Annotated in this window: 22 protein-coding genes; 15 read left to right on the forward strand and 7 right to left on the reverse strand. The window is 60.2% G+C overall.

The features are described 5' to 3' along the window. Positions 1-8: 8 nt before the first annotated feature. The 6 genes from dsrE2 to ACYPYQ_RS08605 all read left to right on the forward strand — a co-directional run bounded on the left by dsrE2 (position 9) and on the right by ACYPYQ_RS08605 (position 8,834). Positions 9-476 carry a sulfur carrier protein DsrE2 gene (gene dsrE2, locus ACYPYQ_RS08580; RefSeq protein WP_459722905.1) on the forward strand — a complete coding sequence of 156 codons (468 nt, stop codon included), beginning with the start codon at positions 9-11 and terminating at the stop codon, positions 474-476. An 82-nt stretch (positions 477-558) separates the two neighbouring features. Next, positions 559-1,797 carry an OmpP1/FadL family transporter gene (locus tag ACYPYQ_RS08585; RefSeq protein WP_459722908.1) on the forward strand — a complete coding sequence of 413 codons (1,239 nt, stop codon included), beginning with the start codon at positions 559-561 and terminating at the stop codon, positions 1,795-1,797. Positions 1,798-1,926: 129 nt separating this feature from the next. Next, on the forward strand, positions 1,927-3,756 hold the full coding sequence (gene typA, locus ACYPYQ_RS08590) for a translational GTPase TypA (RefSeq protein WP_459722912.1): 1,830 nt from the start codon (positions 1,927-1,929) through the stop codon (positions 3,754-3,756). An 81-nt stretch (positions 3,757-3,837) separates the two neighbouring features. Continuing rightward, positions 3,838-5,082: a DNA recombination protein RmuC gene (locus ACYPYQ_RS08595; RefSeq protein ID WP_459722915.1), complete on the forward strand. Its 1,245-nt coding sequence runs from the start codon at positions 3,838-3,840 to the stop codon at positions 5,080-5,082. 22 nt (positions 5,083-5,104) lie between these two features. Next, positions 5,105-7,216 (forward strand): hypothetical protein, encoded by a 2,112-nt coding sequence (locus ACYPYQ_RS08600; RefSeq protein WP_459722918.1) that lies wholly within the window; start codon positions 5,105-5,107, stop codon positions 7,214-7,216. A gap of 13 nt (positions 7,217-7,229) precedes the next feature. Further along, positions 7,230-8,834 (forward strand): NAD+ synthase, encoded by a 1,605-nt coding sequence (locus tag ACYPYQ_RS08605; protein ID WP_459722923.1) that lies wholly within the window; start codon positions 7,230-7,232, stop codon positions 8,832-8,834. Here the strand turns inward: ACYPYQ_RS08605 and ACYPYQ_RS08610 are convergent. The 3 genes from ACYPYQ_RS08610 to ACYPYQ_RS08620 are packed head-to-tail and all read right to left on the reverse strand — an operon-like array spanning position 8,806 to position 10,893. After that, complete coding sequence (locus ACYPYQ_RS08610) at positions 8,806-9,270, reverse strand: cytochrome b/b6 domain-containing protein (RefSeq protein ID WP_459722927.1); 465 nt, start codon at positions 9,268-9,270, stop codon at positions 8,806-8,808. The two genes, ACYPYQ_RS08605 and ACYPYQ_RS08610, sit on opposite strands and share 29 nt — an antisense overlap. Beyond that, positions 9,267-9,782: an FMN-binding protein gene (locus tag ACYPYQ_RS08615; RefSeq protein WP_459722931.1), complete on the reverse strand. Its 516-nt coding sequence runs from the start codon at positions 9,780-9,782 to the stop codon at positions 9,267-9,269. Before ACYPYQ_RS08615 ends, ACYPYQ_RS08610 begins: the two co-directional genes overlap by 4 nt. A gap of 1 nt (position 9,783) precedes the next feature. Continuing rightward, positions 9,784-10,893, reverse strand: coding sequence for a porin (locus tag ACYPYQ_RS08620; RefSeq protein WP_459722935.1), 1,110 nt, complete (start codon positions 10,891-10,893; stop codon positions 9,784-9,786). 152 nt (positions 10,894-11,045) lie between these two features. Between ACYPYQ_RS08620 and fur the strand changes: the two genes are divergently transcribed. From fur to ACYPYQ_RS08635, 3 genes are all read left to right on the forward strand, one after another. Next, positions 11,046-11,471 (forward strand): ferric iron uptake transcriptional regulator, encoded by a 426-nt coding sequence (fur, locus tag ACYPYQ_RS08625; protein WP_459722937.1) that lies wholly within the window; start codon positions 11,046-11,048, stop codon positions 11,469-11,471. 80 nt (positions 11,472-11,551) lie between these two features. Then, entirely contained in the window at positions 11,552-11,890 is a 339-nt protein-coding gene (locus tag ACYPYQ_RS08630) for a P-II family nitrogen regulator (RefSeq protein WP_459722941.1), read from the forward strand. Between the two features lie 33 nt (positions 11,891-11,923). Continuing rightward, entirely contained in the window at positions 11,924-13,624 is a 1,701-nt protein-coding gene (locus ACYPYQ_RS08635; protein WP_459722946.1) for a diguanylate cyclase domain-containing protein, read from the forward strand. Here the strand turns inward: ACYPYQ_RS08635 and ACYPYQ_RS08640 are convergent. Both ACYPYQ_RS08640 and trxB read right to left on the reverse strand, forming a co-directional pair. Beyond that, positions 13,575-14,132, reverse strand: a complete 558-nt coding sequence (locus ACYPYQ_RS08640) for a Smr/MutS family protein (RefSeq protein ID WP_459722950.1) — start codon at positions 14,130-14,132, stop codon at positions 13,575-13,577. The two genes, ACYPYQ_RS08635 and ACYPYQ_RS08640, sit on opposite strands and share 50 nt — an antisense overlap. Continuing rightward, a complete protein-coding gene (gene trxB / locus ACYPYQ_RS08645) occupies positions 14,132-15,088 on the reverse strand; it encodes a thioredoxin-disulfide reductase (RefSeq protein WP_459722953.1) in 957 nt (318 codons plus the stop codon). The genes ACYPYQ_RS08640 and trxB overlap by 1 nt, the downstream gene beginning before the upstream one ends. A gap of 83 nt (positions 15,089-15,171) precedes the next feature. On the opposite strand from trxB, the gene mltB reads away from it, so the two are divergent. Continuing rightward, complete coding sequence (mltB, locus tag ACYPYQ_RS08650) at positions 15,172-16,125, forward strand: lytic murein transglycosylase B (protein ID WP_459722956.1); 954 nt, start codon at positions 15,172-15,174, stop codon at positions 16,123-16,125. A gap of 1 nt (position 16,126) precedes the next feature. On the opposite strand, the gene ACYPYQ_RS08655 is transcribed toward mltB, so the two are convergent. Then, positions 16,127-16,585 (reverse strand): C40 family peptidase, encoded by a 459-nt coding sequence (locus ACYPYQ_RS08655; RefSeq protein ID WP_459722960.1) that lies wholly within the window; start codon positions 16,583-16,585, stop codon positions 16,127-16,129. Between the two features lie 125 nt (positions 16,586-16,710). On the opposite strand from ACYPYQ_RS08655, the gene apbC reads away from it, so the two are divergent. From apbC to ACYPYQ_RS08680, 5 genes are read left to right on the forward strand one after another with little or no spacing between them, the layout of a single operon-like run. Further along, complete coding sequence (gene apbC, locus ACYPYQ_RS08660) at positions 16,711-17,802, forward strand: iron-sulfur cluster carrier protein ApbC (protein ID WP_459722964.1); 1,092 nt, start codon at positions 16,711-16,713, stop codon at positions 17,800-17,802. 7 nt (positions 17,803-17,809) lie between these two features. Further along, positions 17,810-18,559, forward strand: coding sequence for a 5'/3'-nucleotidase SurE (surE, locus tag ACYPYQ_RS08665; protein ID WP_459722968.1), 750 nt, complete (start codon positions 17,810-17,812; stop codon positions 18,557-18,559). After that, on the forward strand, positions 18,556-19,212 hold the full coding sequence (locus ACYPYQ_RS08670; protein ID WP_459722971.1) for a protein-L-isoaspartate(D-aspartate) O-methyltransferase: 657 nt from the start codon (positions 18,556-18,558) through the stop codon (positions 19,210-19,212). The genes surE and ACYPYQ_RS08670 overlap by 4 nt, the downstream gene beginning before the upstream one ends. Beyond that, positions 19,209-20,099: a peptidoglycan DD-metalloendopeptidase family protein gene (locus ACYPYQ_RS08675; RefSeq protein WP_459722974.1), complete on the forward strand. Its 891-nt coding sequence runs from the start codon at positions 19,209-19,211 to the stop codon at positions 20,097-20,099. The genes ACYPYQ_RS08670 and ACYPYQ_RS08675 overlap by 4 nt, the downstream gene beginning before the upstream one ends. Next, positions 20,096-20,935: a radical SAM protein gene (locus tag ACYPYQ_RS08680; RefSeq protein WP_459722977.1), complete on the forward strand. Its 840-nt coding sequence runs from the start codon at positions 20,096-20,098 to the stop codon at positions 20,933-20,935. Before ACYPYQ_RS08675 ends, ACYPYQ_RS08680 begins: the two co-directional genes overlap by 4 nt. On the opposite strand, the gene ACYPYQ_RS08685 is transcribed toward ACYPYQ_RS08680, so the two are convergent. Next, the gene (locus ACYPYQ_RS08685) at positions 20,932-22,422 is read right to left on the reverse strand and encodes an EAL domain-containing protein (RefSeq protein WP_459722980.1); all 1,491 of its coding nucleotides are present in this window, start codon (positions 22,420-22,422) and stop codon (positions 20,932-20,934) included. The two genes, ACYPYQ_RS08680 and ACYPYQ_RS08685, sit on opposite strands and share 4 nt — an antisense overlap. Positions 22,423-22,507: the final 85 nt, after the last annotated feature.

Raw genomic sequence — 22,507 nt, forward strand, 5'->3', positions numbered from 1 at the left:
GCACGCACATGGCAAAGAAAATGGCGATCATCGCTACCAAAGGCACGCTGGATATGGCCTATCCGCCGTTCATCCTCGGCTCGACCGCTGCCGCACTCGGTTATGACGTCCAGATATTCTTCACTTTCTACGGTCTGCAACTGCTGCGCAAGGATTTGTCCGACGTGAAGATCAGCCCGCTGGCGAACCCGGCCATGCCGATGCCGGTGCCGATGCCGGTGATGGTGCAGATGCTGCCGGGTATGGAAAGCATGGCGACCATGATGATGAAGCAGAAGCTGGCCAAGCATGGCGTCGCTTCTCTGGAAGAATTGCGCGACCTGTGCCTGGAAGCCGATGTGAAGTTCGTCGCCTGCCAGATGACCGTGGACCTGTTCGAGTTCGACAAGAGCGAATTCATCGACAACGTCGAATACGGTGGCGCCGCGACGTTCATGAGTTTCGCCGGCGATACCGACATCTGTCTGTTCGTTTAAGGGGATTGCAGTAGGAAACATAAGCTGTTGCTGTTTGTAGCATTTGTCGCACTTGTGTACACATCAATCAGGGAGAGAACAAATGAAATTCAGTAGATCGGCAGTCGCAGTATTGGTACTTGCAGCACTTTCGTCGCAACAAGCATTGGCAACCAACGGCGCAGCGATGATGGCCGTCGGTTCACAGAACACCGCGCTGGGCGGGACAGGCGTCGCCAACTTCACCGGTGCCGACAGCGCCTTCGCCAACCCGGCGATGCTGGCAAAATCCCAAGGCAATGAAGTCACCGGCGGTATCGTGCTGTTCAAGCCGGATGTCACCAACAACGGCATGGGTGGATCGGTTGCCAGCAGTTCTGCCAATACCAGCTACATCCCTGATGTCTCCTATTCGAATCGCATGAGCGACAGCCTGACCTTTGGCGTGGCGATGGCAGGTATCGCGGGTATGGGTGTGGATTACACAGGAGCGTCCGCATCAACACACATCAAGGCCAAAACAGAACTCAGCATCTTGCACATCGTTCCGACCATCGCCTATAACCAGGCGAACTACGGTGTCGGTTTCTCGCCTGTGGTGCAGTATGGATCGCTGATGATCTCCTACAATAACTACAATCCATCCACACTTCAGGGCATGGACAACAATCCATCCCATAAGGCTGACAGCAAGACCAGCATGGGTTATGCATTCGGTGGTTACTTCGATGTGAGTCCGGTGTTGACTTTGGCCGCGTCCTACAGTTCCGAGATCAAAGCCAAGTATGGTACGCAGTTGTCTGTTGCTGGTCAGGGTTTTGGGCTGACAGGTGCTGCTGGCACGGCCATGGCGGCTTTTGGTGATGATTTGAATCAACCTGCACAGATCAAGTTCGGTGCGGCATTCGCGATGAGTGATGCCGTCAAGTTGACGGCAGATTACAAGTCCATCCAGTATGGCAGTGCAGGGGGCTGGAAGGATTTCAACTGGAAGAACCAGACTGTTGTTTCTGTCGGTGCGAAGTACTCTACCGGTAGCTACTGGATCGGAGCGGGCTATAACCACGCCGATAATCCTATCGCTGTCTTGGGCGACACCACATACCGCAATGCGGTGGTGGATTTCTTCAACAACATGATGTTCCCCGGTATCGTGAAAAGTTCCTACACTTTCGGTGGCGGCTACACGTTGTCAAAAGAGATGGATATCGAAGCTGCGGCCGTCATCACGCCCAAGGTCAACACTTCGGTGAATGTAACGAAGATCAATGCAATGCTGCCAGCGAACGCCACTTCGCATGCCCAGAGTTCCTACTCGGTCTCTCTGCGCTACAAGTTCTAACGGACTGGCAGTTTGTACCTAACGACGGCACCCTTCGGGGTGCCGTTTTTATTGCATCAGATTGCAAGAAAGTGATAGGGCGTATGTGCTAGAATGCGCGCCCTTTGAATTCCATTCAGGTAGTAGATCATGTCCCGCGCGCTCCGCAATATCGCCATCATCGCCCACGTTGACCACGGCAAGACCACTCTCGTCGACCAGCTTCTGAAGCAGTCCGGCACCTTCCGCGACAACCAGAAGGTGGATGAACGCGTGATGGACAGCAACGACCTTGAAAAAGAACGCGGCATCACCATCCTGGCCAAGAACACCGCCATCAAGTACGGCGAGTATCACATCAACATCGTCGACACACCGGGACACGCCGACTTCGGTGGTGAAGTAGAGCGCGTGCTGGGTATGGTGGACGGCGTGCTGCTGCTGGTGGATGCGGTGGAAGGCCCGATGCCGCAGACCCGTTTCGTGACAAAAAAAGCGCTTGCGCTCGGTTTGCGTCCTATCGTGGTGATCAACAAGGTGGATCGTCCGGGTTCGCGTCCCGACTGGGTGCTGGATCAGACCTTCGATCTGTTCGACAAGCTGGGCGCGAATGATGAGCAACTGGATTTCCCCGTGATCTACGCGTCCGGCCTGAATGGCTGGGCTTGCATGAACCTGAACGATGCGCCTTCCAAGGGCGGCTCGGCTTCCGACATGAAGGCTCTGTTCGAGCTCGTGCTCAAGCACGTGCCGACCCCTCCAGGCAATTCGGATGCGCCTTTGCAATTCCAGATCGCCGCGCTGGATTACTCGACCTTCACCGGCCGTCTGGGCGTCGGCAAAGTTTTGAACGGCCGCATCAAGCCCGGCCAGCAAGTGGTGGTGATGAACCATGAAGAGCAGGTCGGCTCCGGTCGCATCAATCAGGTGTTGGGATTCCAGGGTTTGGACCGCGTGCCGGTGGAGAGCGCCGAAGCGGGCGACATCATCATCATCTCCGGCCTGGAAGACATCGGCATCGGTGTCACCGTTTGTGACAAGGAGAATCCGGTCGGTCTGCCGGTGATGGGCGTGGACGAGCCGACGCTGACCATGGACTTCATGGTGAACAGCTCCCCGCTGGCCGGTACCGAAGGCAAGTTCGTGACCAGCCGCCAGATCCGCGACCGCCTGACCAAGGAATTGCTGACCAACGTGGCGCTGCGCGTGGAAGATACCGAGGACGCAGACGTGTTCCGCGTTTCCGGTCGTGGCGAGTTGCACCTGACCATCCTGCTGGAGAACATGCGCCGCGAAGGTTTCGAGATGGCCGTGGCCAAGCCGCGTGTGGTGTACAAGGAGATCAACGGCGAGAAGTGTGAACCGTACGAGAATCTGACCATCGATCTGGAAGACGACCACCAGGGCGCTATCATGGAGGAGATCGGCCGCCGTCGCGGCGAGCTGACCAACATGGAGTCCGATGGTCATGGCCGTACCCGCCTGGAGTATCACATCCCGGCGCGCGGTCTGATCGGCTTCCAGTCCGACTTCATGACCATGACACGCGGTTCCGGCCTGATGAGCCATGTGTTCGACGACTACGGCCCGGTCAAGGCCGATCTGCCGGGCCGCCACAACGGCGTGCTGATCTCGCAGGAAGACGGTGAGGCCGTGGCCTATGCCTTGTGGAACCTGGAAGACCGCGGTCGTATGTTCGTGTCGCCCGGCGACAAGCTGTATGAAGGCATGGTCATCGGTATCCATAGCCGCGACAACGACCTGGTGGTGAACCCGATCAAGGGCAAGAAGCTGACCAACGTGCGCGCCTCCGGTACTGATGAGGCGGTGCGTTTGACCACACCGATCAAGATGACGCTGGAATCCGCCGTCGAGTTCATCGACGACGACGAGCTGGTGGAACTGACGCCCAAGTCGATCCGCATCCGCAAGCGCTACCTGAAGGAGCATGAACGCAAGCGTGCAGGCAAGGCCGACTGACCGGTTTTTTGCATCAAGGCAAGGGGCGCGCAAGCGCCCTTTGTCATTTATACTTCGGCCATTCATCCCGACTGGCCATACATGCTGGAAACCCTCTTCTTTGTTGCCGTGCTGCTGTTGCTTGTCGCGATGCTGGCGCTGCAACTCAGGCAACCTACTCGTATCGCGCAGATGCTGGAACAGCAGCATCGCGCCATGCTCACCGACCTGGCTGACGGCCTGAACAAGCAGGGTGACCGCATGATCGCCGCGCAGGCTGCCGAGTCGGAGCGGCTGCGTGCCGCAGTGGGCGAAGAGTTGCGCGCCACGCGCGATGCCATCGGCGCGTTGCGTACCGAGATGCTGGCGCAGATGCTGGAGAAGATGGCGGAGCAGGGGCGCGCCGACCAGAAGCTGATCCAGGACTCCTTCAACAACGCCTCGCAACACCTGCGCACCAGTATCGAGACGCTGAGCAAGACCGTGGACGGCCGTCTGGAACAGATCGGCGGCAAGGTGAACGAGCGTCTGGACGAAGGCTTCAAGAAGACCAATGAGACCTTCGTCAGCGTGATGGCACGCCTGGCGACCATAGACGAGGCGCAGAAGAAGATCGATGGGCTCACCACCAACGTCGTCAGCCTGCAGGAGCTGCTGGGCGACAAGCGTTCGCGCGGCGCGTTCGGCGAGGTGCAGCTGGAAGGGTTGGTGCGCAACATCCTGCCGGTGCAGGCTTTCGAGATGCAGTACACACTGCCCAACGGTACGCGCGCCGACTGCGTGCTCAAACTGCCGGAACCGACCGGTATGGTGGCGGTGGATTCCAAGTTCCCGCTGGAGAACTATCGCCGCATGCTGGACGGTGAAACGGGTGCGGAGAGGCAGTTCAAGGCCGACCTGAAGAAACATGTCGACGACATCGGCGGCAAGTACATCATCCCCGACGTGACCTCGGACGGCGCGGTGATGTTCATCCCGGCCGAGGCGGTATTCGCCGAGATCCATGCGCATCATCCCGACCTGATCGAATACGCCATGCAAAGACGGGTGTGGGTGGTGTCTCCGACCACGCTGATGGCGGTGCTCAACACCGCGCGCGCGGTGATGAAGGACGTTGAGACGCGCAAGCAGGTGCACATCATCAAGGACGAGCTGGGCAAACTGGGCAAGGAGTTCGGCCGTTTCGACGAGCGTATGAAGAAACTGGCCGACCACATCCGCCAGGCGCACGAGGATGCGCAAAGCGTACGCACCACCAGCGAGAAGATCTCGAAACGCTTCATCAGCATCGAGCAGGTCGATCTGGATCATGCACGGACTTTGCCCGGTCCCGCATCTGATGATTGAAACCAAGCACTGGAGGGAATAGATGATGGCCACGACTCATACCTGGAGATTCTTCCGTGCAGGCGGTTTCGACCAGGTGCAGCTGGACAGCGGTGCCGACCTGTTGGCGCTGAAAGAACTGGACCAGAAACTGTGGGTGGCGTTGAGCTGTCCGGTGCATGGCATCGAGTTCGATGGCCGCACGCTGGAGATGATCGACACGGATGGAGACGGTCAGGTACGCGCCAACGAGGTGTTGGCGGCGATCGCCTGGGCAGGGACGCTGCTGAAAGACGCCGACCTGCTGACCAGGGGGGCGGACAGGCTGATGTTGGCGGATATCAACGACACCACGGCGGAGGGGCGGCAGGTGCTGGCATCTGCGCGCCTCATCCTGAGCGCGCTCGGCATGCAGGATGCCACCCATATCTCGCTGGCAGATCTGACGGACATCAATAACTTCGTGGCCGGTCTGCAGTTCAACGGTGACGGTGTGGTCTGTGCCAAACAGGTCGACGATGCTGGTGTGCGTGCGACGGTTGAGGATATCGTCAAGACTGCAGGCTCCTTAGCGGATGCGAGTGGCGAGCAAGGTATCGACCAGGCGATAAGCGACAGATTCTTCGCCGAAGCTGCGGCATATGCCGACTGGTATGCCCGCGGCGAGGCGGATGCGGGCATTTTGCCGTTGGGGGCGGGCAGCGATGCAGCAGCACAAGCTTTGCAGGCGGTGCGGGGCAAGGTCGATGATCATTTCGTCCGCTGCCAGTTGGCAGCATACGACGCGCGTGCGGCTGCACCACTGAGTCGCGCGGTAGAGGATTACCAGCACCTGGCGGCGCAGTGTCTGTCCGTACAGAACGAGGAGGTGGAAGCTTTCCCGCTGGCGACCGTTGCAGCAGGCGAGCCGCTGGCCCTGCAGGCGGGCATCAATCCGGCGTGGCAGGACAGGATCGACGCACTGAGCCAGCTCGTGTTGTTGCCGCTGTTGGGTGAACGAAAAAGTCTGTCAATAGGTGAGTGGCGGGCGCTGTGTGCCCGCTTCGATGCATTCTCCGACTGGCGGAAGTCGAACCCGGCCCCGCAACTGGACGGGCTGGGCATCGCCCGTGTGCGCGAGATATTGTCATCTGGGCAGCAGGAGCGGATCGATGCGCTGATCGCGCAAGACAAGGCGCTTGCCCCGGAGATCGAGGCGGTCCACTCGGTAGAGCGTCTGATCCGATATCAGCGAGACTTGTTCAAGCTGGTGAACAATTTCGTGTCTTTCCGTGAGTTCTACTCCGGCAGGGGTAAGGCCGTATTCCAGGTCGGCACACTGTATCTGGACGGGCGCAGTTGCGAGCTGTGCGTCAAGGTGGAGGATGTGAATGCCCATGCGACGTTCGCCAACAGCAGCGGCGTGTGTCTGGTCTATTGCGCACTGGTGCGCAAAGGCGGCGGCGAGAAGATGAACATCGCCGCCGCGTTCACGGCAGGCGATTCCGATTTCCTGGCAGTGGGTCGGCACGGGATATTCTATGACCGCAATGGAGACGACTGGAACGCTACCATCCTGCGCATCAATGACCACCCGATCAGCATCCGCCAGGCTTTCTGGTCGCCATACAAGAAACTTTCCAGGACCATCGCCGAGCAATTGCAGAAGTTCGCCGCCACCAAGGCGGGCAAGGTGCAGGACGTGATGGGCAAGACGGTGGCCGGCTCGGTCGAGCCTGCCGCCAAGCCTGCGTTCGATGTCGCCAAGTTCGCCGGTATCTTTGCCGCGATCGGGTTGGCCATCGGTGCCATCGGCGGCATCCTGGCATCCGTGGTAGGCGGCATCCTGAGCCTGAAATTCTGGCAGATACCGTTGGCCGTCCTTGGTCTGATGCTTGCGATCTCGCTGCCTTCGATGACCCTGGCCTGGCTCAAGCTGAAGAAGCGCAATCTCGGCCCCATCCTCGATGCCTGCGGCTGGGCGATCAACGCGCGCGCATTGATCAACATCCCGTTCGGCACTTCGCTCACCGGGCTGCCCAGGCTGCCGGAGGGCGCGCAGCGCGCGTTGTTCGATCCTTACGCCGAGCAGCGCCACGCATGGCCGTATCTGCTCGGCCTTTTCTTGCTGACTGCCATGCTGGCCTGGGCGTGGTACGCCGGATATTTTGAATGAAAGACCATCGCAAATGAAGATCGCCATCGCGCAAATCAATTGCCTGCTGGGTGATCTGGCGGGCAATGCCGCCAAGATCGCCGACTACGCGGCGCGCGCACGGGAACAGGGAGCCGGCATCCTGCTCACGCCGGAGATGAGTCTGTGCGGCTATCCGCCGGAAGACCTGCTGCTGCGCGACGGTTTCTACCATGCCTGCCAGGAGGCGCTGCACAGTCTGGCGCAACAGTTGCAGGGCATCACGGTCGTGGTCGGGCATCCGCACCAGCATGGCGGAGAATGCTACAACGCGGCCTCGGTGCTGCGTGACGGCGAGATCGTCGCGACCTATCACAAACACGAGTTGCCGAACCACAGTGTGTTCGACGAAGTGCGATACTTCACGCCGGGTTCCCTGCCATGCGTGTTCGAACTGGAAGGGATCAACTTCGGTATCAATATCTGCGCGGACGTATGGGAACCGCATGCGGCACGGCGTGCCCGTGACGCTGGCGCGCAAGTATTGCTGGTGCTGAATGCCTCGCCTTATCACATCGCCAAGGTCGATTCCCGCCACGATGTCGTGCGCGAGCGTATCGCCGCGACCGGCATGCCGGTCGTCTACGCCAATCTGGTCGGCGGACAGGACGAGCTGGTGTTCGACGGCGCTTCGTTCGCGATGGACGGCGAGGGCAACATCACCCATCAATTGCCCGCGTTCGAAGAGCGGCTGGGGCTGGTGGCACTGCAGGATGGACGACCCGCTCCGGGTGAACAGGCCGAGGTGTTGCGCGAGGAAGCCAGCATCTACCGGGCGCTGTGTCTCGGCGTGCGCGACTACATCACCAAGAACCGTTTCCCAGGCGTGTTGCTGGGGCTATCCGGCGGTATCGATTCCGCGCTGACTCTGGCCGTGGCGGTGGATGCGCTGGGGGCGGACAAGGTGCGTGCGGTGATGATGCCGTCACCCTACACGGCGCAGATCAGCATCGACGACTCGCGGGAGATGGTGGGATTGCTCGGCGTACAGTATGAAGAGCTGGACATCGTGCCGACCTTCGATGCCTTGCAGGATACATTGGCACCATTGTTCAAGGGCTTGCCGCCGGATACCACCGAAGAGAACCTGCAGGCCCGTATCCGTGGCGTGCTGTTGATGGCGTTGTCCAACAAGACCGGGTCGCTGGTGCTGACCACCGGCAACAAGTCGGAGATGACCGTGGGCTATGCGACCTTGTACGGCGACATGGCGGGTGGTTTCGCGGTGCTCAAGGATGTGAGCAAGACCTGGGTCTATCGTCTGTCCAACTGGCGCAACGAGCAGAGTCGCACCATCCCGGAACGCATCATCACCCGTCCGCCCAGCGCGGAGCTGAGGCCGGACCAGACCGATCAGGACAGCCTGCCGCCCTACGATGTGCTGGACGCCATCATGGCCAGCTATGTGGAGCGTAACGAGTCGATCGCGCAGATCGTGGCTCAGGGTTATGCCGAGGAGGATGTACGCCGTGTGGTGAAGCTGATACGCATCGCGGAATACAAGCGACGCCAGGCACCGGTCGGCATCCGCATCACCGACCGCAGCTTCGGCAAGGATTGGCGCTATCCCATCACCGCGCGTTATCAGGATGGTTTCTGAGTCTGCGTAACGTGCTGGCGGCCAGCAGGTGAAAAGGCAGCAGCAGTGCCAACGCGATGCCTAGCCCCTGGTGCCACTGGCTGATGGACTCTCGCCAGTCTTCATGCGGCGGGTAATACAGGCAAAGCCCGCTGATGGCCAGTAGCGCCAGTACTGCAGTCAGTAGTAGTCCGTTGCCGCGATTGCGATGCGCCCGCCAGTTCCCCTGCTGGTGCAGGTTGGACAATCTGCCGACCATCCACACCATCACATACGCAGCGATACCGTGCAGGACCAGCATGCGGTGCCGCAGCGTATGCAGCGGATCGGTGTAGTCCTGTTCATCCGCCTGCCAGCCCAGCACCATCCACGCCATACCGCTCGCGATCACGACCAGGCTGCATATCAGCACCGTATTGCGCGCGAACGGACTCAAGCGTACGCCCCAACTGTTCATGGCTTTCCCTCCGTTATGGTCTGCTGGTGCAGCAGCAGGGCGAGTCGCGTCAGCTTCTGCAGCGCGCGGACGGACAAGGTGGCCCCGGAGATGCCGTCGATGTCGCGATCAAGTTGCGTGCCATCAGCCAGCCGGGCACCCGAGAATTGTGCAGTGAAAGCGGGACTCTTCACTTCCCAGCCGCGACTTTCGCGGTAGACCAGCACGCTTACCTTTTCGACCCTGTCATGGTCAATCACGACGCCGACCGTGATCGGCCGTTCCTTGCCGATCTCGTCCAGCACCCAGGCGGTCCGGCTGCCGCTGCGCCAGTATTGCACCCGTACCTGCGGATAGTCGTGCCGCAGGATGTCGCGCGCGCGGGTGCGCAGATCGCCGGTGAGCCAGATGTCTCGCGCTTCAGGAGCTTCCTGGAAGGTGGTGGCCAAGAAGGTCGAGACTTCCGCAGGGGGTTGATCGGCACCAGCGGGGAGCGCCAGACCGAGTAGGATGAGCAAACTGAGCCAGGCCATATCAGAACTGGTAACCCAGACCGAGGTTGAATCCGTCATACTCGCTCTGTCCGGCGGGGGCGCGTTGATGTTGATAGTCGATCTTCACCACAACATCGGGGTGTGGCCAGAAGTTCATACCAAGATCGGTCTGATGATAACGGCTGTCGCCGACATCTCCTGCGCGGTTGTCCCAACGGCTGTGGCGTGCGAACAATCCCCAGCGCTCAGAAAGTCGCCATGAGGGTTCTGCGTACCAGCCGTTCTGTCTGTCCGCACCTGCCGATGCGGGGCCGCTTCCCGCCAGTGCCCATCCCGCATACAGCAGGCGCAAACCGAACGAGCCGCGCGTGAGCACCGCATGGGTCTCGTACAGGGTCGCCGCACCGGCTGTGGCATCAGCACCCTGAGTGATGTCCGATTGGCGATGCAGTGTGGCGGTCAGTTCCAGTCCGGGCATACCCGTCCATTTCAGACGGCCTGTATATGCGGCTTCGACAGCCGTGGCCTTGGACATGTTCTGGCGGCCGGCACGTACCGCGTAGTTCGCGGCGGCGGTCGTGGACAGGCCGCTGGTCAGTGCCGCTTCGAGGGTGATGCCGTTCTGGTAATGCTGGGACAGCATCACGCCGCCTTCGCTCCAGGTGGTGGGGATGATGTTCGTCTCTACCGGATTGCGCTCCACACCATAGAAGGTCGGCGGTTCATGCGTCTCGCTGAGGATGCCGACCGGCATGAGCAGCATGCCTGCCTTGAGGCTCATCGCTTCATTCAGCGTGTATTCGATGTAAGCCTGTTCCAGTACCACGACCCCTGAACTTCCAGTATCGCTATGTTCAACTTCAAGTTCGGAGAAGAGTCGTGTCCGCTCGTCGAAATCATGCGATACGAACAGGACGAGACGGTGGATATCGATCTCGTCCTTGTCTCTGCCGTTCCGATCCTTGAGTTTGTTCAGGTGCAGTTCGCCGTAGCTGCCGAAGCGGGTCCGTTGATCGTCATGGTATTGAGTGCTGCTCAGCATGGCTTCCAGCCTTTCGATTCGCTGTTCCAGCATTGCATCCGCAGCGGATGCGGTCAGCGGAATCATCATGACAAACTTGGCGATGTGTTGATGGATGGTGATGTTCATGGAAACTCCTGTGTTGGTTAGTGATCTGTTTTGCAGTATTCAAACGATAATGATTCTCAATATAGATGATAATGATTATCATGTGCAAGAGAAATTTGTTAGACTGTGCAAAAGCCGGATCGGATTGTCCGGTTTGGAAAAAGGAGGGAGATATGGACAGCGAAGAGTTGCGCAATGCAGGCTTGAAGGTGACGACACCCCGTCTCAAGATATTGACCCTGCTGGAAAAATCCGCCGAGCGTCACATGACGGCCGACACCATCTACCGGCTGCTGGTGGAAGGCGGCGAAGTGATCGGACTGGCGACGGTATATCGGGCGCTGGCTCAATTCGAGGCGGCCGGCCTCATTACGCGTCATCACTTCGACAGCGGCCAGACGGTATACGAGCTGGAACGCGGTCCGCACCACGACCACATCGTTTGCATCCGCTGCGGCCGGGTGGAGGAGTTCTATGACAAGGTGATCGAAGAACGCCAGCGCGAGATCGCTGCTTCACTCGGGTTCACGCTGAGCGATCATGCGTTGACGCTGTACGGCGAGTGCAACAGTCAGGACTGTCCGGGACGTCAGGGTTAAGGCGTATTCGTGCCGTGCCTGTTGGGCTATACTTCCGCAAGTCGTCAAACTACAGTTGATATCGCCAAGGGGAGCCTGACATGAAAAAGATCGAAGCCATCATCAAGCCGTTCAAACTCGACGAAGTGCGCGAAGCACTCAATGAATTGGGTGTCAGCGGCCTGACCGTAACGGAGGTAAAAGGCTTCGGACGTCAGAAAGGCCATACCGAGCTGTATCGCGGAGCCGAGTATGTGGTCGATTTCCTGCCCAAGATCAAGGTCGAGATCGTGGTCACGGCCGCCATGCTGGAGACCGCAGTGGATGCCATCGTCAAGGCGGCGCACACCGGCAAGATCGGCGACGGCAAGATCTTTGTGACGCCTGTCGAACAAGTCATCCGCATCCGCACCGGAGAGACCAACGAATCGGCGATCTGATCGTCCGGGCGGGGGCCTTGCGGACGTGATCTGATGTCAATGATCGCCAACTGGTGGTACGGCTTGAGCATGCGTCTCAAGCTATCCCTGCTGATCCAGGTGGGGCTGCTCATCGTCCTCGTTTTCACCCAGCGCTGGCTGATGGCCAGCTTCGAAGCCAAGATCCTGCAGTCGGCACAAGTGCGTGCGGAGGAGATGGCCGACGGCATCATCAACGGTATGAACATGCTGATGTTGACCGGGCAGATATCCGATCCCGCCAACCGGACGCTGTTCATCGACAAGATGAGCAAGTCTCGCGGCATACGCGAACTGCGCATCATCCGTTCCGAGCTGGTGGACCGACAGTTCGGCCCCGGACTGCCGGAGGAACGGGTGCGGGATGAGATCGACCAGCGAGTGTTGCAGACCGGAAAGCCGTATTTCGAGCGGCGAGATGCCGAGAAGCAGTCATTGCGCGCGGTCTTCCCCTTCATCGCCAGCCACAACTACAAGGGTACCGATTGCCTGGCCTGCCACCATGTGCCGGATGGCACGGTGAACGGCGCGGCGAGCATCGTGCTCGACCTTACCGAAGAATTCTCCTTGATTGACTCCATCAATGCCTGGCTGTGGATGGGGCAGTTGTTGTTGCAACTGGTGCTGTTCTTCATGATTGATGTGCTGATCCGTTCTTTCACCGATCCGCTCAACAAGTTGCAGCACGTCATGTCTGCCATTCAGGAGGACGGAGACCTTTCACGGCGGGTCGACCTCAAGTCGCGCGACGAGATCGGCAGGATGGGCGATGCGTTCAATGCACTGGCAGACAGCCTGCAGGCGAGCGTGGAGCAGGTGAGGGCCGGGCAGGAGCAACTGCGTTTGGCGGCGGAAGTGTTCGTCAGCAGTGCGGAGGCCATCGTGATCACCGATGTGGACAACAACATCATGCAAGTGAATCGGGCCTTCACCCAGATCACGGGATATTCTGCCGAAGAAGTGATCGGCAAGAATCCGCGCATCCTGAAGTCGGGCGAGCAGGGGCCGGAGTTCTACAAGGAGATGTGGGAGACCCTGCTTTCGACCGGCGCATGGCAAGGCGAGGTGATGGACCGACGCAAGAGCGGCGAGGTCTACCCGAAGTGGTTGTCGATCGCCGTGGTGCGGAACGAGCAGGGCGAGATCACCAATTACATCGCACTGTTCACGGACATCACTGAGCGCAGGGCATCCTTCGAGCGGATACAGCAGTTGGCGCATTTCGATGCCCTGACCGAGCTGCCCAACCGCACGTTGTTGAACCAGCACATCGAGCAATCCATACTGACCGCCAAACGCAACCGGAACAGGATGGCCTTGCTGTTCCTCGATCTTGATGGCTTCAAGGGTGTGAACGACACGATGGGCCACCATGCGGGAGATATGTTGCTGCGCGAAGTATCCGTTCGGCTGAAAGGCTGCGTCCGCGAGACGGATATGGTGTCACGACTGGGTGGGGATGAGTTCGTCGTCGTGATGTCCGCTATCAACAGATCAGAGGATGCCGCGAAGGTGGCACAAAAGATCATCGATTCTCTGGGCGAACCATTCCAGATCGAAGGGTATGCGGTGAACATCGGTACCAGCATAGGCATCAGCATCTACCCGGACGATGCGGACGAAAGCGATGCCTTGAAGAAGTTCGCCGATGCTGCGATGTACGAGGTCAAGCAGGCGGGTAAGAACCATTACCGTTTTCACGGCCGCCTGTTTTAAGCAACACCCTGGCTGCGCCGCTTCCGCCCGCATTCAGCGGCGCATCGCAAAAGGCCAGTACCTGCGGATGCTGGGCCAGCCAGTGTCTGGACAAGCGTTTCAACAAACCCTCCCCGTGCTCGCTGTGCCAGCCTTTGCCGTGGATCACGTGCACGCAGCGCACGCCCTGCCGCGTAGCCTGGTACAGGAACGCGGTCAGCAGCTTTCTCGCCTCATCGCTGTTTAAGCCATGCAGATCCAGTTCGTCCTGCACCGGCCACTCGCCGTGCCGCAGTTTGCGCAGGGTCATGCGGTTCAGTCCGTTGCCCAGGTATTCGGTGGGGGCGATATCGTCCGCACCATGATCGGAGAGCGTGTCGGCGACTTCTGTTTCGGTAAGGCGGCTTTGTGGGCGCGGTTTGCGGGGAGAGGGGGGGGAAGGTGGGCGACGGTCATTGGGCTTGAGCGGCGTCACGTCGTCCAGCAGTTGCCGGAACAAGTCTGCATCCTGTCCCGGCGTGTCTTTCATCACCCCATGGATTGCAGGTATTTGTCCGCATCCAGTGCGGCCATGCAACCGGTCGCGGCGCTGGTGCATGCCTGGCGGTAGATCTGGTCCTGCACGTCACCGGCGGCGAATACGCCGTCTATGCTGGTTGCGGTGGCGTTGCCCTTGTTGCCGCCACGTGTGACCAGATAACCGTTATCCATCTCCAGTTGCCCCGCGAACAGGTCGGTGTTCGGCTTGTGGCCGATGGCGATGAACACGCCGTCCACCTTGATCTCCTGCGTGCTGCCGTCCTGCACGTTCTTCAGGCGCGCGCCGGTGACGCCGTTGTCGTCTCCCAGCACTTCGTCCAGCACCTGGTGCAGTTGCAGGGTGATCTTGCCTTCCTTCACTTTTTCCATCAGATGGTCGACCATGATGCGCTCGGCGCGGAAGCTGTCGCGGCGGTGGATCAGCGTGACGTGGCTGGCGATGTTGGCCAGATAAAGCGCTTCTTCGACGGCGGTGTTGCCGCCGCCGACCACGGCCACCGGCTTGTTGCGGTAGAAGAAGCCGTCGCAGGTGGCGCAACCGGATACCCCCTTGCCCATGAAGGCTTCTTCCGAGGGCAGGCCGAGGTATTGCGCCGAGGCACCGGTGCAGATGATCAGCGCATCGCAGGTGTAGCTGCCCGCATCGCCGATCAGGGTGAACGGCCGCTGCTGCAGCTTCGCGGTATGGATGTGGTCGAAGATGATCTGTGTGTTGAAACGCTCCGCATGCTGCTGGAACCGCTGCATCAGTTCCGGCCCCTGCACGCCGTTAGGATCGGCCGGCCAGTTGTCCACCTCGGTGGTGGTCATCAGCTGCCCGCCTTGGGCCATGCCGGTGATCAGCACCGGGTTCAGGTTGGCGCGCGCGGCATAGACGGCGGCAGTGTAACCGGCAGGGCCGGAGCCGAGGATGAGGAGTGGATGGTGTTGGCTGGTCTTTTCCATGATCTTGATGTGTGTTTTGCGGTTATGAGGGATGGGGGAAATTTAACAGTAGGGGGGAGAGCTGTCGAGTAAAATGCTCGGCCATGAGATTGATCAGCCTGTTTGTCCTGTTGTTGTCGAGCCTGCCCGCCTTTGCGGCCAATCTGCCCGGTATCCCCCAATTCATCGATGAGATGGTCGAGCGCCATCATTTCAAGCGAGCAGACCTGGAGCGCGTGTTCCGCCGCGCGGAGCGCCGTCCCGACGTGATCGAGGCGATCGAGAAACCGGCGACATTGAAGCCCTGGGCCGAGTATCGCGCCAATTTCGTCAACCCGCAGCGCATCAAGGACGGACTCGGGTTCTGGAAGCGGCACGAGACCTACCTGCAACGCGCTCAACAGCAGTTCGGCGTGCCGGCCGAATACATCGTCGCCATCATCGGTGTGGAGACCATGTACGGCAAGCAGACCGGACGTTTTCGCACGCTGGATGCGCTGACCACACTGGCATTCGACTACCCGCGTCGTGCGCCGTATTTCCGGGCGGAGCTAGAACAGTATCTGCTGCTGTCGAGTGAACAGGATTTCAATCTGCTGGCCATCAATTCATCCTACGCCGGTGCCCTGGGCATCCCGCAGTTCATGCCCAGCAACTACCGCAAGTATGCGCTGGACTACAACGGCAACGGGCACATAGACATCCTGCATGAGCCGGCCGATGCCATCGGTAGCGTGGCGAACTACTTCAAGCACTACGGTTGGCGCAGCGGCGAGCCGGTCGCAAGCAGGGTCAATGTCGCCGAACCCGGGAAGCTGGGCGATCTGCTGGTGGCGAGGCCGGTCAAGGGGTGGACGACCGATGCGGGGGTGTCGTTCGGAGCCGGTGAGCAGGCGGGATTGCCCCCGGCCTGGCTGCTGGATCTGACGCTGGAGAACGGCAAGGAATACTGGCTGGTGTTCGAGAACTTCGACGTCATCATGCGTTACAACATCAGCAGCTACTACGCGATGTCGGTGCACCAACTGGCGCAGGCACTGCGCGCGGCGCGACCCTAGGTCAATAGATGCGTCGTGCGCCGTTGTAACGAGACTTCCAGTAGTCGACCTCCATGCTTTCCACCCGGATGCGGCTGCCGGTCTTGGGTGAATGCACGAACTTCCTTTCTCCGACGTAGATGCCCACATGCGAGTAAGGTCGGCGCTGGGTGTCGAAGAACACCAGGTCGCCGGGACGCAAGTCGCTCTGACGCAAGGGGTCGCCGACCCGGCTGATCTCCCCGCTTGTGCGCGGCAGCGAGACATCCAGCACTTCCCGGTAGACGTGGCCGACATAACCGCTGCAATCGAAACCGCTGCGCGCATCGTTGCCGCCATACTGGTATGGCGTCTCGGCCAGGCTCATGGCGTACATCACCAGATCGTTCATGCGCTCGTTGTGCGCGACATCCCGATGTGCCGGGGTCGAGCCGCAGGCGGTGAGCAGGATGGTCAGAAAGAGCAGGGAGAGTTTTTGCATGCGGGCCTCGTGTTCGTTCACCGGATTATAACGGCAAGCACGCGCAGTTGCGGGAGGTGCAAAACCCGGTCCCGCAGATCATGCTTCTCAAGTAGAATCGGGGCATCAATCAACTGGAGTATGAGATGAGTTTTTCCGAAGCCGATGTACAGAATGCACTGAAGGGGCTGATCGATCCGAATACCAAAAAGGATTTCGTCAGCGGCAGATCCGTCAAGAACGTGAAGGTCAGTGGCAGCGATGTGGCTCTGGACATTCTGCTGGGGTATCCCGCGCAGAGTGTCCTGGGGGAGATCAAGGCGCAGGTCGAGACCCATCTGAAAGGAGCTTTGTCCGGTGCGGGCAAGGTCGAAGCCAATGTCAGCAGCAAGGTGGTGCCGCATGCGGTGCAGCGTGGTGTGAAACTGGTGGATGGGGTGAAGAACATCATCGCCGTGGCTTCCGGCAAAGGCGGCGTGGGCAAGAGCACCACCGCGGTCAACCTGGCGCTGGCGCTGGCGGCCGAGGGCGCGCGCGTCGGCATGCTGGATGCGGATATCTACGGCCCTTCGCAACCTACGATGCTGGGTCTTAGCGGGAACCCCGATTCCGAGGACGGCAAGACCATGAAGCCGCTCATCAACCACGGCCTGCAAGTGATGTCCATCGGCTTCCTCATCGATGCCGATACACCGATGATCTGGCGCGGCCCGATGGTGACGCAGGCGCTGGACCAGCTGTTGCACCAGACGAAGTGGGACAACCTCGATTATCTGGTGATCGACCTGCCGCCCGGCACCGGCGACATCCAGCTCACGCTGGCGCAGAAGGTGCCGGTCACCGGTGCGGTGATCGTCACCACGCCGCAGGACATCGCGCTGATGGACGCGCGCAAGGGACTCAAGATGTTCGAGAAGGTCGACGTCAAGATCATCGGCATCGTGGAGAACATGAGCACACATATCTGCTCGAAATGCGGCCACGAGGAGCATATCTTCGGTGCCGGTGGCGGCGAGAAGATGTGTGCCGATTACAACACCGAGTTCCTCGGCAGTCTGCCGCTGGACATCCGCATCCGCGAGCAGGCCGATTCCGGCACGCCGACCGTGGTCGCCGATCCGGATGGCAACATCGCCAGGGTGTACAGGCAGATCGCCCGCCGCGTGGCGGTGAAGATCGCCGACATGGCGCAGGACCATAGCGCCGCGTTCCCGAAGATCGTGGTGCAGAACACCTGAAGCTTCCATGCGCATCCTGATCAGCAACGACGACGGCTATTTCGCGCCGGGTCTGGCCTGCCTGGCGCAGCACCTTTCCGCCATCGCCGAAGTGACTGTGGTCGCCCCCGAGCGAGACCGCAGCGGGGCCAGCAATTCGCTCACCCTGAACCGGCCGCTCAACCTGCGCAAGGCGTCCAGCGGTTTCCATTATGTGGACGGTACGCCGACCGACTGCGTGCACCTCGCAGTGACCGGCATGCTGGATGTGCAACCGGACATCATCGTGTCCGGCATCAACGCCGGGGCGAACATGGGTGACGACACCATCTATTCCGGAACGGTGGCGGCTGCGACGGAGGGGTTCCTGTTGGGCATCCCTGCCATCGCCATTTCCATGGCGAAGCACGACCCCGCGCATTACGAGACGGCAGGCAGGGTCGCAGTCGAACTTGTGCAGCGTTTCATGCGCGAAAGCCGGCCGCATCCCTGGTTGCTCAATGTGAACGTGCCGGACATCCCTTACGAACAATTGCAAGGGACGGAAGTCACCCGTCTGGGCAAGCGTCACAAGGCCGAGCCGGTGGTCAAGGCCAGCAATCCGCACGGGCAACCCATCTATTGGGTCGGGCCTGCGGGCAAGGCGCAGGATGCGGGCGAGGGCACGGATTTCAACGCGATCAACCATGGACGAGTCTCCATCACGCCGCTGCAGATCGATCTGACGCAATACAGCCAGCTCGATGCTGTGCGCGCCTGGATGGGGGCGCTTGCATGAATCTGCAGCATGCGGGCATCGGCATGACCTCGCCGCGCACGCGCGCGCGCATGATCGAGCGCTTGCGCACCCAGGGCATACGCGACGAGACCGTGCTGGCGGCGATGAACAGCGTGCCGCGTCACCTGTTCGTGGATGAGGCACTGGCGGGGCGCGCCTACGACGATGTCTCGCTGCCGATCAACTATGGTCAGACCATCTCGCAACCCTACATCGTGGCGCGCATGACCGAGGTGTTGCGCAACGGCAAGCAACTGGGCAAGGTGCTGGAGGTCGGTACCGGCTGCGGCTACCAGGCGGCGGTGCTGGCGCAGGTGGCACAACAGGTCTACAGCGTGGAACGCATCCTGCCCTTGCATGAACGCGCCAGAAAACTCCTGCGCGAATTGAAGATCAGGAATGTGGTCTTGCGTCACGCGGATGGTTCAAGCGGCTTGAGTGAAGGGGCGCCGTTCGACGGCATCATCATGGCTTGCGCCGCGCCGGCATTGTCCGAGGCGCTGAAATCCCAGCTGGCAGTGGGTGGTAGAATGGTGCTGCCGGTCGGTACACAGGAACAATTCCTCTATCTGGTCGAGCGTACCGAGAGCGGTTTCAAGGAGACACGTCTGGAGGCGGTTAAGTTCGTACCGCTGCTGGCAGGGATGGCATGACTGGCCTCATTTCGAAAACACGACATACGATTCCATTTCTTATCGTCTGGCTGGCGGCTGCGCTGCTGAGCGCCTGCGCGGGGCCGGCAGCCAGCGGCAAGCGCGCGCCTATCGTGGAATATGGGGCGGGTCCTGTCCCCTACGTCGCCGAGAAGGCCGCCGAGACCACTACGATGTATGTGGTACAGGCGGGTGACACCCTGTACAGCATCGCCTTCCAGAACGGTTTGGACTATATGGAAGTGGCGCAGCAGAATGGTCTCAAGGATCCGACCTCCATACAGATCGGGCAGAAGCTGCGTTTGATCGTGCCAGCCGAAGAAGTGGTTTCCGATCAGCCTGTGCAGACTGTGACGCGCATCCCGCGTGCGGGCGAGGTCAAGAACCAGCCCAAGGTGGGGCGTTTGCTCTATTCCGAGCAGGCATTGGCCAAAGCGCAACGCATGCAGGAAGATGAACCTTCCGCTTCGACTGTCGCGAGTACCACGCCCGCGCCGACTGTGGTGGAAGAGGGCGTTGAATGGGGGATGCCGACACGCGGCAAGGTCATCGCGGGTTATTCGAAAGGCTCCAATCGCAAGGGGGTGGACATCGCCGGTTCGAAAGGACAGCCGATCCTCGCCAGTGCATCAGGGAAGGTTGTGTACAGTGGTAGCGGCCTGCGCGGCTACGGCAAGTTGATCATCATCAAGCACAACGCCACTTACCTCAGTGCCTATGCCCACAACGAGCGCCTGCTGGTGAAGGAAGGGCAGAGCGTGCGCAAGGGGCAGAAGATCGCCGAGATGGGCAGCACCGATGCGGATCAGGTCAAGCTGCATTTCGAGATCCGGCGCATGGGCAAGCCGGTCGATCCTGCCAAGTATCTGCCGCTGATCAAGTCTTGAGCGACAACTCATTAAACGTAAACGACCATGACCGGTCCAGTGCCGGTCTGCGCTATGTCTATCCTGTCGTATCGCGCCGCGCGGGCGGCGTTTCCATCGGCATCAATCTCAACACCGATAACGCCTGCAACTGGCGCTGCATCTATTGCCAGGTGCCCGATCTGAAACTCGGAACGGCCCCGCCGGTCGATTTGGCATTGCTGGAACGGGAGTTGAGCGGTTTCCTGCAAGAACTGCAGCAGGGCGATTTCATGCAGCGTGTGCCACCCGGAATGCGGCGCATCAACGATATCGCACTCTCCGGCAATGGCGAACCTACCAGTGCACGGGAGTTCGCCGAAGTCATCGAACTGATCGGCAGGTTGAAGCCGGCCGACATCAAGCTGGTGCTGATCACCAACGGTAGTTTGATGCAGCGCGACTCTGTGCAACAGGGGCTGCGCCGCATGGCGCAACTGGAAGGTGAGGTATGGTTCAAGCTGGATCGAGCCAGCGAGGAAGGCATGCAGCGCGTGAACGACACCAGGGCCACGATGGATACCGTCCTCAGGAATCTGGCGACCGCCGCGAGCTGCTGCCCCAATACCTGGTTGCAGACCTGCTGGTTCGCGCTGGATGGTGAGGCTCCCGGCAAGCAGGATGAGGAGGACTATCTTGAACTCCTGGCTGCTTGCAAGGAGAAGGGCATCCGCCTGCAAGGGGTGCTGCTGTACGGTCTGGCGCGCCCGTCCTTGCAAGTCGAAGCGCCACGTCTTTCGGCCTTGTCCGCGGCACAGATGGAAGCGTTCGCTGCCCGTATCCGGGTGGCTGGCTACCCGGTCAAGTTGGCGATTTAATCGCCCTGTTCCTCCAGCGCGCGCGGTCGTGATATGCCGAATCCTTGGGCGTAGTCGATACCCAATTCCCCCAGCTTGGAGATCAGTTCATCGCTTTCCACCAGTTCGGCCACGGTGCGCACGCCGATCTTTTTCGCGACGCGATCTATGGAGCTCACCTTGGCGAGATTGACCGGGTCACGTAGCAGGCCGAGGATGAGACTGCCGTCTATCTTGATGAAATCCACCTGAAAGCCGCGTATGCGGTCGAACGAGACGTTGTCGCGTCCGAATCCGCTCAAGGCGACCCGGCACCCGCAAGTTCTGACCTGTCGGATGAATTCGGCTGCATTCTCGCCGCGTTGAGCCAGTTCGGCATCGGTCACTTCAAAACACAGGCTGCCTGCTGCCGCGTCGTATTCCTGCAATATGCTTCTCAGGAACTCGGGGAATTCCGGGTCGCCCAGCGTGGCAGGGGCGAGATTGACGAAGAACATCGAGCCTTTGCGACTGTGGCCGGCCGACCATGCCAGCACATGCTGGATCACCCAGCGATCCAGATATGGCATCAGGCCGTGCCGTTCTGCCAGTGGGAAGAATGCCCCCGGCGGCAATAGTCCTTCTTCCTCTTCCTGCAGCCGGACAAGGATCTCGTAGTGTTCGGCCCTGCCGCTATCGAGCGGGAGCGGGGCGATCAACTGGCAGAAGAGTCGGAACTCGCCATGCTCGATGGCGGCGATGATGCGCTTGCCCGCGTCCTTTTGACCGGTGAGCTGTTCCGAAAAGACGTCGATGTATAGTTCCTGTCCCGCCAAGGCTTCGTTCGTTGTAGCGGGCTGCGCGCCGGGAGTGCTTTGCATCGGTAGCAGGTCGCTGCGGCCGGTGATGTCGTCCGCGAGGAAGTAGAAGCCGGTGACCTTGCCTGCCTCGTCGTATTGCGGGACATGGGTGATCGAGAGGTGATAGAGCGCGCCGCCCTGCATCGCCTGAGTGCGCTCGTAGTGGACTTCCTGGCCATCCAGTGACTGCCGCACCGCAGTGGCGATCTCCGTACTGACCTTGGGGCCGAGTATCTCGCGAATATGGTGTCCGTCCACTTGCTCGGGTCGCATGCCCAGCCAATCATGGAAAGCGCGATTATGGTAATGGCACAGACCTTTGGCATCGAACAGCGCGACCATGGTCGACAGGGATACGTCCATAAGTTGCAGGCGGGGGCGGTCGGTCGCGTTCTTTTGTTCGGCGTGCTTGCGCAGGAGCGTCTCCCGTTCCAGTTTGCTTTTCACGGCGGCCAGTTGTGCCGAGCGGCGCATCAGCAGCCATTCCGAGCGGGAGGCGCGCACGGCTTCTGCCAGGATGGCGGCGACCAGCACACCAGTCAGGAATGCTGTCCAGAGCAGGTTCGATTCGGTGAATGTGATGGCGAACACTAAAGCTGACGCAGTGGCGATCACGGCCAGTGCGGCAACATAGTTGCGTAAAGTACGGAGCAGTGTCCGTTTTTGCATCGACCCCTCCCTGGTGCAGCCTCGATGTGCGCTTTGGTCCGATTATGGCACCAAGTCGCTACGGCCCGCACCCCTTCCGTTCCAG

The sequence above is a fragment of the Sideroxyarcus sp. TK5 genome (genome assembly GCF_054601595.1).